This is a genomic window from Amycolatopsis sp. PSD-21 (genome assembly GCF_055561455.1).
In genome coordinates this window covers 3,862,761-3,877,703 of record NZ_CM145712.1, presented here as the reverse complement: position 1 = coordinate 3,877,703, position 14,943 = coordinate 3,862,761, and the positions used below count along the sequence as shown (strand labels likewise).

Annotated in this window: 12 protein-coding genes; all 12 read right to left on the bottom strand. The window is 70.9% G+C overall.

The window, feature by feature from the left end:
• Positions 1-106 precede the first annotated feature (106 nt).
• Entirely contained in the window at positions 107-4,111 is a 4,005-nt protein-coding gene (locus tag ACZ1DY_RS18395; protein ID WP_465485071.1) for a DPP IV N-terminal domain-containing protein, read from the bottom strand.
• Positions 4,112-4,443: 332 nt separating this feature from the next.
• A complete protein-coding gene (locus tag ACZ1DY_RS18390; RefSeq protein ID WP_465485070.1) occupies positions 4,444-5,418 on the bottom strand; it encodes an NADase-type glycan-binding domain-containing protein in 975 nt (324 codons plus the stop codon).
• A 2-nt stretch (positions 5,419-5,420) separates the two neighbouring features.
• Positions 5,421-5,960 (bottom strand): phage tail protein, encoded by a 540-nt coding sequence (locus ACZ1DY_RS18385; protein ID WP_465485069.1) that lies wholly within the window; start codon positions 5,958-5,960, stop codon positions 5,421-5,423.
• Positions 5,957-7,918, bottom strand: a complete 1,962-nt coding sequence (locus tag ACZ1DY_RS18380; RefSeq protein ID WP_257487455.1) for a putative baseplate assembly protein — start codon at positions 7,916-7,918, stop codon at positions 5,957-5,959. The genes ACZ1DY_RS18385 and ACZ1DY_RS18380 overlap by 4 nt, the downstream gene beginning before the upstream one ends.
• Positions 7,918-8,328: a GPW/gp25 family protein gene (locus tag ACZ1DY_RS18375; RefSeq protein ID WP_465485068.1), complete on the bottom strand. Its 411-nt coding sequence runs from the start codon at positions 8,326-8,328 to the stop codon at positions 7,918-7,920. The genes ACZ1DY_RS18380 and ACZ1DY_RS18375 overlap by 1 nt, the downstream gene beginning before the upstream one ends.
• 1 nt (position 8,329) lies before the next feature.
• On the bottom strand, positions 8,330-8,611 hold the full coding sequence (locus tag ACZ1DY_RS18370; protein WP_126730963.1) for a PAAR domain-containing protein: 282 nt from the start codon (positions 8,609-8,611) through the stop codon (positions 8,330-8,332).
• 231 nt (positions 8,612-8,842) lie between these two features.
• On the bottom strand, positions 8,843-10,663 hold the full coding sequence (locus ACZ1DY_RS18365; RefSeq protein WP_465485067.1) for a VgrG-related protein: 1,821 nt from the start codon (positions 10,661-10,663) through the stop codon (positions 8,843-8,845).
• Positions 10,656-11,420 (bottom strand): CIS tube protein, encoded by a 765-nt coding sequence (locus ACZ1DY_RS18360; protein ID WP_465485066.1) that lies wholly within the window; start codon positions 11,418-11,420, stop codon positions 10,656-10,658. The genes ACZ1DY_RS18365 and ACZ1DY_RS18360 overlap by 8 nt, the downstream gene beginning before the upstream one ends.
• A gap of 2 nt (positions 11,421-11,422) precedes the next feature.
• Entirely contained in the window at positions 11,423-11,869 is a 447-nt protein-coding gene (locus tag ACZ1DY_RS18355) for a phage tail protein (RefSeq protein ID WP_126730957.1), read from the bottom strand.
• An 11-nt stretch (positions 11,870-11,880) separates the two neighbouring features.
• On the bottom strand, positions 11,881-14,337 hold the full coding sequence (locus ACZ1DY_RS18350; protein ID WP_465485681.1) for a hypothetical protein: 2,457 nt from the start codon (positions 14,335-14,337) through the stop codon (positions 11,881-11,883).
• 7 nt (positions 14,338-14,344) lie between these two features.
• Positions 14,345-14,503 carry a DUF6760 family protein gene (locus ACZ1DY_RS18345; RefSeq protein ID WP_125684692.1) on the bottom strand — a complete coding sequence of 53 codons (159 nt, stop codon included), beginning with the start codon at positions 14,501-14,503 and terminating at the stop codon, positions 14,345-14,347.
• Positions 14,500-14,940, bottom strand: a complete 441-nt coding sequence (locus ACZ1DY_RS18340) for a hypothetical protein (RefSeq protein WP_126730950.1) — start codon at positions 14,938-14,940, stop codon at positions 14,500-14,502. Before ACZ1DY_RS18340 ends, ACZ1DY_RS18345 begins: the two co-directional genes overlap by 4 nt.
• Between the last annotated feature and the right edge of the window lie 3 nt (positions 14,941-14,943).

The following is a 14,943-nucleotide window of genomic DNA, read 5'->3' as shown; positions in this document are numbered from 1 at the left end:
GTGGTGGGCTGAAGGCTCCCATCGCCGCGTCCGATGCGACGAAAGGAGCCTGCAGCCCGGCGGCGGGAAACCGTGACTTCCCCGACCCGAATCCACCGACGGACACTCAGCCCCGGGTGATGAACGGCGGTTGCAGGGTGCGGAGCACCACCAGGATCGGCTCCGATCGCGCCTGGCCGAATTTCGGGCCGGCCACCGAGGTCACGTTCACGGTGCGCGGGCCGATCAGGTCGTGGTGGAAGATCAAGAAGCGCGCCTCGAATCGTCCGTCCGCGCCGACCGTGACCAGCCCCGGCGCGGAGATTCCGGCCGACCAGGCCAGCCGGACCATCGCGCCCGGCGGGAAGTCCGTTCCCCGCACGCGTGGGACGAAGCCGAGCGTGCCGACCTTCGGATCCAGTTCGACCACCGGCTGCCGGACCACCACTCGCGCGTTCGCCGTGTTGTCCGCGGCGTTGTTGTCCGGTCCCGTCGTGCTCACCGTTCCGGACACCTGGCCCTCGAAAGCGGCCTTGGCGGCCAAGGAGATCCGGACCGTCACGGTCTGACCGGGCGCCAGTGTCCCGAGCGCGCAACTTCCGCCGCCCGGCACACATCCGGGCCCGGCCGAGGTCGCCGGCAGCTGCGGTGGCAGCTGGGTCACGAGCCGGACAGCCGGCATCGGGGCCTGGGAACCGTTGTGCACCAGGTACGTCAGCACCACGTCGTCGCCGCCGGTGAACAGCGGGACCGCCGAGACCGACATGCCGACCGACAAGGAGCCGGGAGTCACCGGCGGTGCCGGTTTCCCGCCGACCGTCACGACCGCCGTCACGGAGTTGTCCCGCGGGTCCGCGTCCTGGCCGGTGGTGGTGATCGTGCCGGTCGCCGCCTGCGTTCCCGCCGCCAGGCCCGTCGCGCCGAACCGCACCCGAACTTCCTCACCCGGCACCAGCGTGCCGAAGGCGCACACCGGTTCGGGGGTGCAGGTGCCCTTGGTGGGAAGGATCGCGGACGGCCGCAGCCCGGCGGTCAGCCGGACGAACAGACCCACCGCGGGTGACGCGGTGGCCCCGCGATTGGTGACCACGAACTCGAACGTGGTGAGCCCCTCGAACGGGATCGCGGCGGGTACGGCGCTCGCGCTCACAGCGAGGTCGGGAATCCGCTGGAACGCGGGCTGTTCGGCCCCGCCGGGGCCGTCGATGAGGATCCGGCCGTCGCCGCCGGTGAACGGCACGACCGCGACCCGTGGCGGGGACTCGCCCGGGGAGTTCGTGTAGGCGATGAGCCCGCCGTCCGGTGACCACGCCGGATCGTCGACGAATCCCGTGCGCTGCACCAGGATCCGGCCCGGTCCGCCGTCCGCGGGAGCGACACAGACCAGCGTGTTGCCGCTCTGGAATGCCAATGTGGCCCCGTCCGGCGAGACGTCCGCCGCGCCTTCCGCGCCCGCGCCGCAACCCGGCCCGAACTGCGACGAAAGATCCCGCTGGTCTCCCGGCACGACGACGTCGGGCGAAGGCTGGGACAGGGCGACCTGCCACACCAGCTTCCGCCGCTCCTCTCCCGGCGGGACGACGGCCATCACCGCGGTCTCGACCGCCGTGCCGTTCCTCCCGGTCGCCCGGCACGTCACCGTGGTGGCACCGACCGGGAAAAGGCTGCCGGACAAGGGAGTACAGCTCGGACTGAGCCGGCTCCCGTCCGCGTCCACCGCGCTCACGGGGTACTCGATCACCGTGGGGCCGGTCCCGGCCACCGTCCGGTCGTGCAGCGTGATCAGTGGCAGCGCGGGATCCTTGACGCGCACGGTGACGTTCTCGGTGTAGCCCGGCCGCACGGTGGTCTCCCCGTTCAACCGGAACTCCACGCGGCAGCGCAGGAAGGAACCCGGCGCCGCCGCCGGGGACACCGTCACCGTTTCGGTGAACCGCGCGTCCGTGCCGCCCGGAACACGTTGCGGGCCCGCGGGATCGAACGTCATCGTGAGGCCGGGATCGCAGAAGCTCACCGGCTGGACGCTGACCGGGAGGTCGCCGATACCCGCGATGATCGCCTCCGAGATCTGGCCGGGGTCGGTGCCGGGGGTGAGGACACCCTCGGTCGCCTTGGTGATCGCGGTCGCCTGTCCCCGCGCGTCGAGGCCGCGGTCGGGATCCTCGCTCGACCCGCCGGTGACCGCGGGCACGGCGACCACGCTGATCTTCGCCGCGTTCAGTGCGGCGATCACCTCCGCCCTCGGTGGGGTCTCGTGGCTCGCCGCGTCCCCGACCAGCACGACGACCCGGCTGCTGCCCGGACGGAAGGTGATGGCTCCGGTCGCGACCTTCTGCAGGGCGAGCAGCCAGTCCTCGGCGGTGTCTCCGCCGCCCGTCGCCTCGATCCGGGCGAACGCGTCGGACAGGAGCTTCCGCTCGGCTTCTGTGCCCGCCGGGGTCAGCGGCTGCTGCACGACGAACGGCCGCGGGGCGGGGTCTCCCACGTCCCCGAACGCCGCGACCGCGAACCATGCGTCCTTCTCCCGGTCCCGCACGCTGTCGACGACCTTGCCGAGGTTCGTCTTGACCTCCTCGATCACCCCGCCCATGGAACCGGTCTGGTCCATCAGCAGGACGACGTCCGGCAGCGACCGGATCCGGTCGGTCTGCACCGTCTTGCCGATCCGCGTGGAACCGCCGCGACCGACCGGGACGTCGACCATCGCGGGGTCCACTCTGGACGGTCCCGGTGGCCCGATCCGGGTGGCGGCCCGGGTGAACGTGATCTTCGTTCCGTCCGCCGACCATGCCGGCTGCGAGTCGTCACCGCGCAGATGCGCCGGGATCGGGATGTCGGCGAGAAGACGGCCGTCCGCGACGCGCACGATCCGCACGAAACTGTCGGAACCATCCCCGATGAACACGGTCCGGGTGAACGCGATCTTCGTGGCGTCCGGCGACCATGCCGGGTGGCGCTCGCGCTTACCGTCCTCGGCCCCGGTCAGCGGCCTCGGCGCGCCGCCGTCGGCGTTCGCCACGACGATCCGGCTGCTTCGGAACTCCCCGGTCCCGAATTCCGTGTAGGCCAGCGAAGCCCCGTCCGGGGAGAAAGCGGGGTCGGCTTCGTCGGCGTCCGGCCGGTTCGTGAGGTCGCGGCGATCGCCGCCGCGCGCGTCCGCGCTCCAGATGTCGGTGGTGTCCCCGCCGCGGAGCTGGGTGAACACCGGCTGGCCACCGGCGCGGAACGTCGGTTCGGTCTCGCCGGTCCCGGGCTGCGCGGAGATCACCGAGACCTGACCGCCCACGACCTGTTTGACGTCACCGAGCGGATCCGGTTGACGAGTGGTGAAGGCCAGCCGCGCACCGTCCGGCGACCACGCGGGCTCGGACGAATCGCCCGGCTCCGGGACCGCCCTGGTGACCGCGCCGCCGGTGTCGGCCATGACCACGACGTCCCCGGCCGGGTCGAATCTGGTGGTGGTGAACGCGATCCGCGAACCGGTGGGAGCCCACGCGGGTTGGGTGTCCGCGCCGGGGTCGTTGGTCAGGCGCGTCGGCGGGCCTCCGCCCGCCGGCACGATGTAGAGGTCACCGGCCGGGTCCTCGCCCGTGCCGCTGAACACGAGACGGCCGCCGTCGGGCGACCAGCTCGGCGAATCCTCCACCGCAGGCCCGGAGGTCACCTGGCGCAGGCCGCGGCCGTCGACGCCGATGACGAAGATGTCCTTGCTGCCCGTGCGTTCCGAGACGAACGCGACCGACGAACCGTCGGGCGACAACGCCGGACGCGTGTCGGCGGTCGCGTCGTCGGTCAAGCGGGCCGGAACCCGGGTGCCGTCCCGCAGGTACCAGATCTCGCCGTCGCGCTCGGCACCGTCACGGAGGGCCCGTTTGCTCACCCACACCAGGCCGCCGTTGCCCGCGGACGCGTCGGAATCGACGCTCGCGGCACCCGCGGGCAGCGCCTCCACCACGCCCTCGCCGGTCGCCTGGACCAGGCCCGTGGTCGCGGCGCTGACGTAGCCGACACGGTAGGGCGCGGCGGGCGGCGCGGGCTGCTGCGCCGCGGTCGGCGCGAACACCCCGGTGATCGCCGCTCCGCCCAGCACCGCGACCAACGCGATCGCCGCCACCGCTCGGTTCGGGCGCATGGTCATCCAGTCCTTCCTCAGGTTTCGAGGGCCTCGATCAGCCCGTGAAAGGGCGAGGTGGCGTGTTGCGAAAGCCACTTTCGCAACGTTGAAGGTTGGGAAAGTGGCTTTCGCAACGTCGACGGCCTCAGCGGCCTGCCCACATGACTTGGACGCGTGTCGCGAAAGCCACTTTCGGGACGTGTGGTGTCCCGAAAGTGGCTTTCGCGACACGCGCGCCGACGGAGCCACGAGCCGACTGCCCACCCCATCAGCAACATTTCCCTTACCCCTCACTACAACGGCCATTCCCACCCACGACCCCCACGCAAAGCGCGGTCTGGTGTGGACGGTCAGCCCGCCTCGAACAGCTCGATCTCGGAGATCGCGACGTCCATGCCGTCCAGCGAGCGATGCAGCCCGGCCACGTGCAGCTCGACGCCGGTCGCACCCGCGCTGTTCTCGATCGGGACCTCCTGGGCGTCCGGCGTGTCGGCCAGCACCATGTCGTAGGTCTTGCCGGTGGAGAACACGAGATGCAGGGTCTTCGGCCGGTGCGCGGCCTGGAAGTTCGCGCCGTTGCCGGAATGCACGATCGCCTTCCGCAGATCGACCGGACGGTCGAAGGTGAACACCAGTACGGGTTCGCTCTGGGCGGGCGCCGCCCAGAAGGTGTTCGTGGCGTTGTCGCCCGCCAGGTTTCCCGGATGCCCTGGCGACTGCGCGGTCGCGGTCACCTTGCTCGGGCGTACCGGGTTCAGCTTCGTTTCGAAGATCCCCGTCGTCTGATTCCACAGGCCGACGGCGGCGGTGTTGATCGCGCCCCGGAACGGTTGATACAGCGCGTAGAGCAGCGCCGAGAGCAGCAACATCACCGCGATCACGCGGCGGACGGCCTTGCCGACGCGGCGTCGCGCGGCACCGGCACGGCCGGCGCGACGGCGGACACCGTCCTTACCGGGCCGCTCCCCAGCCTTGTGTTCCTTGGCGCGGCGGCCGAACAGCCGTCGCCACCACGACGTCTTCACGACCTCCGACTCGGCGAGGGAAGCGCCGCACCGGCCGCAGAAGTTGCGCGTGGGCACGTTGCCCTTGCCGCATCTGCCGCAGATCAGGTCGCCCGGGTTGAGCACCTGCTCTTCGGCCGTCCGCTGCTGCGGCTGCCGGACCGGGGCGAGCTGCTCGCCGGGCTGCACGACGTGCTGCTGGGCGGCCGGTTGCCGCGCCGCGACGGGTTCCTCGTCGTCCCATTTCAGGTACCGCCCGCATTCGCCGCAGAACTCGACGTCGGCGGGGCCCTGATGCCCGCACTCCCGGTAAATCACCATCGCTACCCCTCCACCACTTCCACCGTGACGCGCACGTGTGCGGGCACCGAGTCCACGACCGTCGCCGTCAGCCGTCGTTCGTCGATCCGCCCCCGCTCGGGCACCCGCACCCGCACGTGGACCCACGGCGGTCCCGGATCCGGGAGCGGCGCCCCGGGCTCCGGCGACGCCACGACACCGCCGCTGTCGGTCACCTCGACCGCGCCGCCGGTCAGCAGCCGCACGTGCTCGGCGAGCCCGCGCTGCGTTCCGCGCCACCGATGCAGCTCGACCGACCGGAGCACGAGTTCGCGCAACCGGGCCGGGCTCCAGCCCTCGTCGACGCGCAACGCCACCCAATGCGCCAGCCAGCCGACGAAGTCCTCCGGCGCCAGTTCCGGGTCGAGGTATCCCGGGAAGTTGTCCAGCGTGGCGAAGACCGGTGCGAGCACTTCGTCGAGCGCACCGGTGAAGCCCTGGACGAACCGGTCCTCGGCGTAGACCGAGGGCAGTTGCTCGCCGATCGGATGCGGGCTCGCCAGCCCGGGCACGGCCGCTCTCATCCGTCACTCTCCCGGACCCGGACCTGATGCCCGAACGAGAACGCGAGCGCGTGCGGCGGCAGGTCGAGCCGGTCGACCTGCTCGCCGCGTTCCCGCGTGATCGGATTGGCCGCGAACAGGCGGACGTCCTCGACCATCTCGACCCCGGGAAGCCGTTGCAGCACCGCGAACACCTCACCGGACCGCACCGGCCGCCCGAACGGCCAGCCCTCGCCGTCCGGCCCGCCGGTGAGCGGGTTGAAGTAGTCGTAGAGCGCCTGCGTCGCCCGCGGGCCGAGGGCGCCGGGGCTGGTCCGGCGGCGCGCCTTCAGCCGGGCGACGACCGTGACCCCGTGGTAGAACGGCGCTTCCACGGAAACGAGCGCGCCGACGCAGCGGCGTTCGTCCAGATACCGCTCGATCCGCGTCCGCATCCCGGATTCGAGCATCAGCGTCGCGAAGTTCAGCTCGCCGGTGTCGGGAACGGCGGGCACGACGAGGACGCGGACCGCTCCGGTCTCGCGGCCGTCGGGGCCGTGCGCGGGTACACAACGAACTCTCGCCGCCTCGGGCGCCGCTTCGCGCGCGAGCTGTTCGTAGTCCTCGGCGGTGACGGCGCGGTCGCGGGTACGCAGCAGCAGCGGGCCGCGGACCGCCGCGTCCCGTACCGACTCGCCGTCCACCCCGCCGGTCGCCGGGCGGCGGTTCACCACGGTGCTGACGAACGGGATCGGATCCCGTTGCACCTCGAGTACTTCGCGGGCGACGTTCCCGCGCCGGCCGCCACCGGCCCGGTACGCGGGCACCCGGATCGCGGCGGACTTGGCCGGAACGGCACCGTAGTACCTCAGGCCGCCCTCGGGCTGGCGCACGGCCGGGCCGAACGCGATCTCACCGTTCACCCGGTCGAGCTGGACGTGCCGGTCGTCCGGACCCGACTCGGCGAACGAGGACACCTCGGTCCACTCCTGCCAGCCGTCGGGACCGGACACCTCCACGATCAGCTCGTCCCCGCCGGCGACCACCGGACGCCTGCCGAGCGGGAACCGCTGGCCGGGCAGGCCGTCCGAGGTGCCGACGACCTCGCCGCGCACGACCTCGGCGTGCACCGCGCCGACCGTGCCGCCGATGGTCGACGCCTCGACCGAACGCAGCCGCGGTGGCCGCTGGAAGAACGGCTGATACCGCTTCGGTTCCGTCAACCGGCACCGGACCCACCCCGCGTGCCTGCCGGCGAGCACCGACACCGCGTGCCCCTGCGGCACGTGCAAGACGACGTCACCAGGCCGGTTGAACGCGCCGGTGCTGTCCCGGTCGATCTCACCGGCCACCCAGCCGTGCCCGTCCCATGCCTCCCACACCCACGGCGGGTCTTGCGGGTCGACGCCCTGTCCCTCGACCTCGCAGTCCATCCGCAGCAGCACCGCGCAGCCGGGCACGGCGTCCGACAGTCCGAAGTAGACGGAATCGCCGGGCGCGGGATTTTCGGCGAAACACGCGGGTTCGCCGCCGACCAGCAGCTCGTCGGTGCGGTCGACCGGTGGCGCACCGGTGTCCGAACCGCCGGTCGCCAGGCCCGCGAGCGAACAGGGCACGATCGTCAGCGTCCGCTCCACGGTGAACACGACCGGGTCCTCGACCTCGTCGCGCACACTCGCGACCTGGTTCCCCGCGGGGACGACCACCGGGACGTCGCGCGCCGCCGAGAGCCAGAACGTCACGTCGGCGCGCGCGGCGGCCGGTGGGAACAACCGCACGCCGATGAGGTCGAGGAACCGCAGGTAGTGCAGGTCCGGCACGCGGTTGAGCCGGTAGAGCAGCTGGTCGACCATCTGCGCGAACGTCTCGATCAGTGTCACGCCGGGATCGGAGACGTTGTGGTCCGTCCATTCCGGACAGTTACGCTGGACGAGGTACTTGGCTTCGTCGACCAGGTCCTGGAACCGCCGGTCGTCGAGGTTGGGCAGGGGCAGCGACATCACACACCGTCCTGAACGGACTCGTGCGGCGGGATGACGTAGAACGGGAAGACCAGGTTGCGCGGGTCATTGGTCCCGCGCAACCGGTACTTGATGTCGATCAGCAGCGTGCCGCGATCGGCCTCGGAGAACCCGACCACGACGTCGGTGAGCGTGATCCGCGGCTCCCACCGTTCCAGCGCGGTGCGCACCTCGTAGGCGATCTGCCCGGCGGTGGCCGAATCGGCGGGCGCGAACACGAGATCGTGCACCGCGCAGCCGAATTCCGGCCGCATCGGCCGTTCACCGGGGGCGGTGGCCAGTATCAGCCGGATACTCTCGACGACCTCGCGTTCACCGCCGACCAAGGCGATCGAACCCGTCGCGTCGGTGCGCACCGGGAACGCCAGTCCCCTGCCGAGGAAATCCACGTCAGCCTCCGATCAGGACGGTCGGGCAGCCCAGGACGATCGGCGCGCCGCAGGCGGCCAGATCGCCCATCCGCGCCGCGGGCAGGCCGCCGATCAGCACCGTCGGGCAGCCCGGAGGCGCGATCGGTGTCGGCGGATGCACCGCGGGCGGCGGGAACGAGCAGGTGTGCACCGTGCCGACGGTGGCGGCGGGCATCCCGCCGATGAGCACGGTCGGCACGCCGGGCCCGGCGATGACGCCCGGATGCCCGGTCGGGTCGCCGACCCTCGCTGCTGGTGGCATGCCCACTCCTCTCAGTTGCTCAAGACCCGGCGGGTCTCGGTTGCCGGTCTGCCTGGTGCGCGAGGTCGCCGGCGTGTCGCGAAAGCCACTTTCGGGACGTCAGGTGTCGCGAAAGTGGCTTTCGCGACATGCCACGACCGTTGAGCGGAAGGTCGACCGCGTCGTGCCCGTGGGTGGGGCCTCCGGCCCAGGCGAGGCCGGTTTTCGCGTACATCTCAGCTCCACCCTCCCCTAGTTGATCTTGACCACGCTGCCGCGCACGGTCACCATGCCGCTCGCGGTCAGCTCCGCCTGGCCCTGTCCCTTGACCGCGACCGTCGCGCCTTCGACCTGCACGCCCGCCGTGCCCGACAGCTTCAGGCTGCTGCTCGCCTCGACGGTCGCCTCGGTCATCGACTTCACGGAAACCTTCTGGCCCTTGAGCTCCAGCGGACCGCTGCCCGCGTCGATGCTCACCCCGTTCCGCGCCTTCACCGTGACGCCCTTGCCGCTGGTCACCTCGATCATCTGGTTCTTCTGGTCGAGTTTGACCACCAGCTTCCCGTCCCCGGAGGCGACGACGATGCCGTCCTGTTCGGCGAATTCGAGCTTGTGCCCCTTGCGCGAAACGAAGCCCCGTACGGCGATCTCGCCGCTGTTGCCGTCGATCGGCGACGCGGTGAACTTCGGGACCGCGTCTACGCCGTTATACAACCCGCCCAGGACGTACGGCGCCTCGAAGTCGCCTTGCTCGAAGCCGACGAGCACTTCGTCGCCCACCTCGGAAAGGACCATCGCGCCCCGCCCGTTCCCGGCGCCGGGCTGCACCGTGCGCGCCCAGTTGCTGGTGAAGTTCTGATCCAGCCAGGGAAAGGTCAGCTTGACCCGGCCGAGCCCGGCGGGGTCTCTCGCGTCGCTGACCACCGCCGGCACCACTCCGGGCCACGCCGGCGTCCCCTGGCCACCGGCGACCAGCCCGTAGAGGGAGCGTTCCTGCCTGCCGGAGACGGTGAACTCGGTGGTGTAGCCGACTTCCGCGTTGAACAGGTGCCGGGTGCTGGTGAGCGTGTACTTGCCGGCGAACGGCTTGCCGACGCCGGTCAGCGTCACCGCCGCGCCCGCCCGGAGTTTCGGATTGCCCTTGGCCACCCCGTCGAGTTCGGTGCAGGCGCCGCCGAGCCGTTCGGACAGCGCGACCGCCGCGGCTTTCGCCTCGGCCTGCGTCCGCCGCGGTGTGTCCGCCGAAACGTATTTGGGGCTGGCGAACTTGTTCGCGAGCGCGACCGGGTCGACGCCCTCGACCTCGGTTCCCGCGTTCGTCGGCTTTTCGACGGCCACCAGGGGCTTTTTCCGCTCGATGTCCCAGCCGCGGGCCTCGACCTCGGGCACCTGCTCGGCCGCGGTGACGCTGGCGCGCAGGCTGACCAGCGTCCGATGTGCTTCGAGCACCAACGGATCGGTGTTGGCCTTCGCGGTGATCGCGGGCGCGGCCGAAGGCTTCTCGGCGAGGCTGAAGTCCAGCGCGCCGCCGCGTACCGCGATCTGGGCGCCGACCGATTCGGCCAGCCGGGACAGGAACTCCCAGTCACTGACGTTGTCCTGGCTGAACTGCGTATGCGGGCGGCCGCCGACGCCGCGGACCGCGTCGATCTTGCCGACCTTCAGCCCGGCCCGCTGGGTCACCTTCCTGACGACGTCGGCGAGGCTCATCCCCGGGTAGACCGCGACCCGGCGGCCGCGGAACAGCCGGTGCGCGTGGTCGTAGCCGCGTACCTCGGTGAAGGTGCCGATCCGGTCGAGGTCGATCGCGACCGCGGTGACCTCGCCGGAAAGCAGCTCCTGCGGCCCTTCGGGATCGGAGGTCTGCACCTTCAGCTTGACGGGCACCCCGACGGTGAACTTCCCCTTGTCCAGCACCACGTGCCCGGAGTCGCGGAAGCGCAGGACGAACATGTCCGGCAGGTTCCGGCTGTCGTCGACATAGGCGTAGGAGAGCAGCGTCTTCACGTCGTCGGGCAGCGGTCCCCCGGCGACCTCGACGATGAGGTTGTTCGCGAAACTCTCGTTAGCCATCGAGTTCCTCCAGCGCCGGCAAGAGCAACCGGGTGCCGGGCCGCATGCGCATCGGGTCGTCGATGTCGTTGGCGTCGGCGATCTCACGCCACTTCCCCGCGTCGCCATAGGCCCGGAACGCCACCGCCTGCAGGGAATCTCCGGCGACGAAGACATGCGTGTCCCGTGCCGCCAGGGCGCCCGAGGTCGGGTTCTGCCCGCTCAGCTCACCGGCGATCTCCTCCAGGTTCACCGTGCACACCGCGCGCACCGGCGTGCCCGACGGCGTGAACAGCGTGTACTTCGCGGTGACGTTGGCGACGTAAGCGGGAAATCCGGTCATACCGCCCCATTTGAAGATCACCCACGGCGGCGAACCCTTGCCGTGCTGCCGGCTTTCCTCGGTGGCGACGCAGCAGGTGAAGAGCTGCTCGACCTTCTTGACGACGGCGTCGTCCATTTTGTCGGTGGCGTCGAGGAACATCTCCAGCGCGAGCTTGCACGGGTCCGAGCCCTTGAACTCGGGTGGCCCGCTCTTCTTCGCGTTGCGCTGCGGGTCACGGCCCCATTTGGCGTTCTTGGTGAGCGAGAGTTCCTTGGGGTTGAACTGGAACTTGATCTCGAACAGCTTGGCGCCGGGCTGCCCGGTGCCGCCGGACTGCGGGGGTTTGCGGACTTCGAGCAGCGCGCGCTGAAGGTTGTTCGGCGCCGGTTCGCCGGAGCCGTACGCCGCGGGCGGCTGGGATCCGGCGGAGGTGAACGTGACGGGCGAGGACATGGCTAGCCCTTCTTCGCCGGGCTGAGAAAGCCGTGGTGGGCCAGTTCGAGGGTCTCGGTGGCGACCTTCGGCGAGTCGGGTGAGAGTTGCGGCCCGCTCCAGCGCACGGGGACGACACCCTCCAGCGACCAGCTGGCGATCACGGTGCCTTCGAGGGTGCGCGCTTCGATGGTCGCGGTCTTGCGCTGGATGCCGCCCGCCATGTCGGCGAACCATTTCGTGATCTGCGAGCTCGCCTCGGTGACCGGACGGGAGAGCTTGACGTTGGAGTACTTGATCCGCGTCGGGAGCTGCCAGACCATCCCGTTGTTGCCGCCCTCTTCCCGTTGCTCCATGACGAACTCGCAGCCCAGCCCGTCGCAACTGCTGAAGGCGCCTAGGTTGCCGAGGTTCTTGTCGTCGAGCTTGACCACGTAGCAGACGGCGACGGCTTCTTCCGCGTCCGGCATCGGTTCCTCCTTCAGTGCGGGCGATCGGTGAGCGCGCCGCGGCGCTCACGGTCGAGGCGGAGTTCGGTCTTCAGCCGCCGGAGCAGCGGGTCGAAAAGCTTCTTCACGAGTTCCTCGGTCTCCGGCTGCGCGGCCGGTACCGCCGCCGCGGCCGGCGTCGTGACCGGCGGTGCGACGGGCTCCGGTGGGGGTGCTTCCGGCTCGCGCTGGAGGACCGGGGCCTCGGACTGCCGCGACACGACGACGGGCGGCACGTTGAGCACGAGGCCCGTGCCGTGGTCGACGGTCTCACCCTGCGCGGTGCGTTGCACCGTCCGCAGGATGTCCATTGTGGATGGTCGACCGGTCTGTACGGGTGGCGCGGCTTCGGCGATCCTCGCCACCGGCAACGGTCCGGTTCCCTCGGCGGTCACCGGGTTGCCGTTGCGCGGCAACAGTGGCCGCGGAGCCGGGTCGGGACGGTCGGCGATTCTCGAGACCGGAAGGGTCGTCATCGACGGCTGAGCCACTGCCCCGTCCTCCCGGGGAGCGGCCACTGTCAGAAGGACCGTGCTGGTCGTTCGCGGCTCCGGGCTCGGTTCGATCTTCGGCGGTGCCGGGCTGTCCAGGACCCGGACCGACGGCGGTGGGTTCGTGTTCCGGCGAGCCTCGACCGTCCGGGACACGGTGAGTGTGGGCAGCTGCGCGCTCCCACCGGCCTGGCCGGTGAGCGTCGGCCGGCTCGCTGGTACGGGTGATGTGACGGTCGCGCCTTCGATGGCCCGTGCCACCGGCAGCGGCGCCGTCCGCTCCGGTGGGGATGAAGCACTCACTGAGCCGCCCGGTGTCCCGGGCGGCTCCGCGGCTTCGGGGGAATCGAAGGTAGTGATCGGCGAAGATCGCGACGAGACCGCGATCGGCGCGCCTTCTTCGAGCGTCCCCGGCGGTCCGGCACCGGCAGGCCCCGGTAGCGGTGATTCGTCGCGGAGACGTTGCACCGGCTTGAAGACCGTCGGCATGTCCTGTCGCTTCGGCGGCGGCATCTCCAGCGCCGATTCGACAACCGAACGCTGAACGCCCTCCCCCGCCGATGTCCGCATGGTCTGCCGCTTCGGCGACGACACCTCCAGCGCCGATTCGACGACCGAACGCTGGACAGCCTCCCCCGCCGCTGTCCGCATCGCCTGCCGCTTCGGCGACGACACCTCCAGCGCCGATTCGACAACCGAACGCTGAACGGCCTCCCCCGCCGATGTTCGCGACACCGTTGCCGAGGTGCCCAGCGTCGGCGTCTCGACCGGCCCTGCCGGCGGAATCCGTTCCGCTCCCTCCGCGATCCGTGCGACCGGCCGCGGAACGTCGTCCGGGACCGGCGCGGTCTCTTCGGCGGGCAACGCGGGAAGCACCGGGGTTTCGACGGCACCCGTCAGTGGCGCGTCCGGCTCCGCGGCACCGTCTTCGGCTGCCAGTACGGGCGGCTCGGGTTCGGCGGCGGTCGGCTCGGCGGCGGTCGATTCGACGTTGGTCGGCTCGACAGTGGCCGGCCCGGCGGGCGGCGAAACCGGCGTTCGCGGCTCACCCGCGTCCGGCACGATCGGCGCGCCGAGCCCGAGCCGACGCGGCGATAGCGCGGCTTGCTCGGTCCGTTGGACGACCGGTAGCGCCGGCCGCATCGGCTCACCCGGAGCCTTCGTCGAGGCAGCTGGCCCGATGACGGAGAACTGTGCGGAATCCGGCACCGGCTGGACAGGCACCGTATCGAACGACCGGGTATCCGCCGGCTCGGGCTCCGCATCCACCGAGCCGTGGTCCGGTGTCGCAGTGTCCACCAGTGGCAGCTCGGACGGCGCCGGACTGTCCACAGGAGACTGCTCGACCGCCGAAATCCGCGGGTGAGCCGGAGGCATCGGGGCTTCCTGCCGGACGGCCTGGACGGTCCTCACCGGCGGATTGGCGGACGGCGACGGCATCGTCGGCCGGTCGGCTTCACGCGACGCGGCCGCGACGACCGGTAGCACGAAAGCGGGCGTCGGCTCCAAAACCGGCCCGGGCTCGCCTGGCGACGGCTCGTCCGGATGCACGGTCGTGGATTCCAGTTCCGGGGCAGGACTTTCGGCCACAGGAGAGCCCGGCTCGGCATCGCGTTGCACCGACATCCCCCACAGGCGTGACAGCACGCCACGTTTGCGGGCCGACCGCTGCACCACGGGCATGTCCGGCGCCGGCATCGGTGCCCGCGCGAGACCACCGATGACCCCCGCAGGCTCCGCCGGACCGACGCGATGGCCCAGCGGTTCCAGGTAGGCCGGACTACGCCAGGACGTCAACGAGGAACTGAACCGCTGCACCGGGTTGATCAGCGGATGCTCGGCGACGACGCGCTGGATCGGCGGCAGGCTTCGCCATTCGGCACGCGTGACCGGCAGAACGGCCGGAGCCGTCGCGGGCCGCGAGGGCGAGTCCGGCTCCCTCCTGCGCCACCTCCACATCGCCACGTCACCGTCCCTCGCTCATCCGCGTGTTGATCCGGGCGATCTCGGCGACGTAGGTCAACCGGTCGGGGTGTTCGAGGTCGAGGATGTCGTCGAGCGACCAGTGCAGGTGATAGGCGACGTACGCGACTTCCTCGTGCAGCCGTCCGGCCGCGTACGTCACGATTCCCCCAGGCGGCCACCGGCGACGTCGACGACGAACTCGTGGCCGCACTCCGGGCAGGCGACACCCGCCCGCGTATGGCCTTCGCTGTTGATCCGGCGGTACATGTCCTGCAGGAACGCCAGATCCGAAGCGAACAGGTTCTCGATGACCCCGGCGTGCACGTCGGTGACGTCGCCGATCCGGGTGATCACCCTCGCCAGCAGCACCACCGTGAGGAAGGCCGAGTTCTCGCGGACCCGGTCGTCCCGCAGCGGGACGAGCTCGTCCCGCGCGGTCGCCAGCCGCATCACCCCGGAGTGGTGCACCTTCCCCGCGTCGTCGACGTACCCGCGCGGGAGTTCGAAGGCGAACTCGGTCCGCAGCTTCGGCCGAGCCTGCTCCTCCGGCACGACGGGGGCTTCTTCGGCCGGTGCCGACGCCATCACCCTGCGCATGGG

Coding starts and splice junctions, on each gene's coding strand:
- ACZ1DY_RS18395 (WP_465485071.1), bottom strand. CDS start 4,111: ATGCGCCCGAACCGAGCGGTGGCGGCGATCGCGTTGGTCGCGGTGCTG.
- ACZ1DY_RS18390 (WP_465485070.1), bottom strand. CDS start 5,418: ATGGTGATTTACCGGGAGTGCGGGCATCAGGGCCCCGCCGACGTCGAG.
- ACZ1DY_RS18385 (WP_465485069.1), bottom strand. CDS start 5,960: ATGAGAGCGGCCGTGCCCGGGCTGGCGAGCCCGCATCCGATCGGCGAG.
- ACZ1DY_RS18380 (WP_257487455.1), bottom strand. CDS start 7,918: ATGTCGCTGCCCCTGCCCAACCTCGACGACCGGCGGTTCCAGGACCTG.
- ACZ1DY_RS18370 (WP_126730963.1), bottom strand. CDS start 8,611: ATGCCACCAGCAGCGAGGGTCGGCGACCCGACCGGGCATCCGGGCGTC.
- ACZ1DY_RS18365 (WP_465485067.1), bottom strand. CDS start 10,663: ATGGCTAACGAGAGTTTCGCGAACAACCTCATCGTCGAGGTCGCCGGG.
- ACZ1DY_RS18360 (WP_465485066.1), bottom strand. CDS start 11,420: ATGTCCTCGCCCGTCACGTTCACCTCCGCCGGATCCCAGCCGCCCGCG.
- ACZ1DY_RS18355 (WP_126730957.1), bottom strand. CDS start 11,869: ATGCCGGACGCGGAAGAAGCCGTCGCCGTCTGCTACGTGGTCAAGCTC.
- ACZ1DY_RS18350 (WP_465485681.1), bottom strand. CDS start 14,337: ATGTGGAGGTGGCGCAGGAGGGAGCCGGACTCGCCCTCGCGGCCCGCG.
- ACZ1DY_RS18340 (WP_126730950.1), bottom strand. CDS start 14,940: ATGCGCAGGGTGATGGCGTCGGCACCGGCCGAAGAAGCCCCCGTCGTG.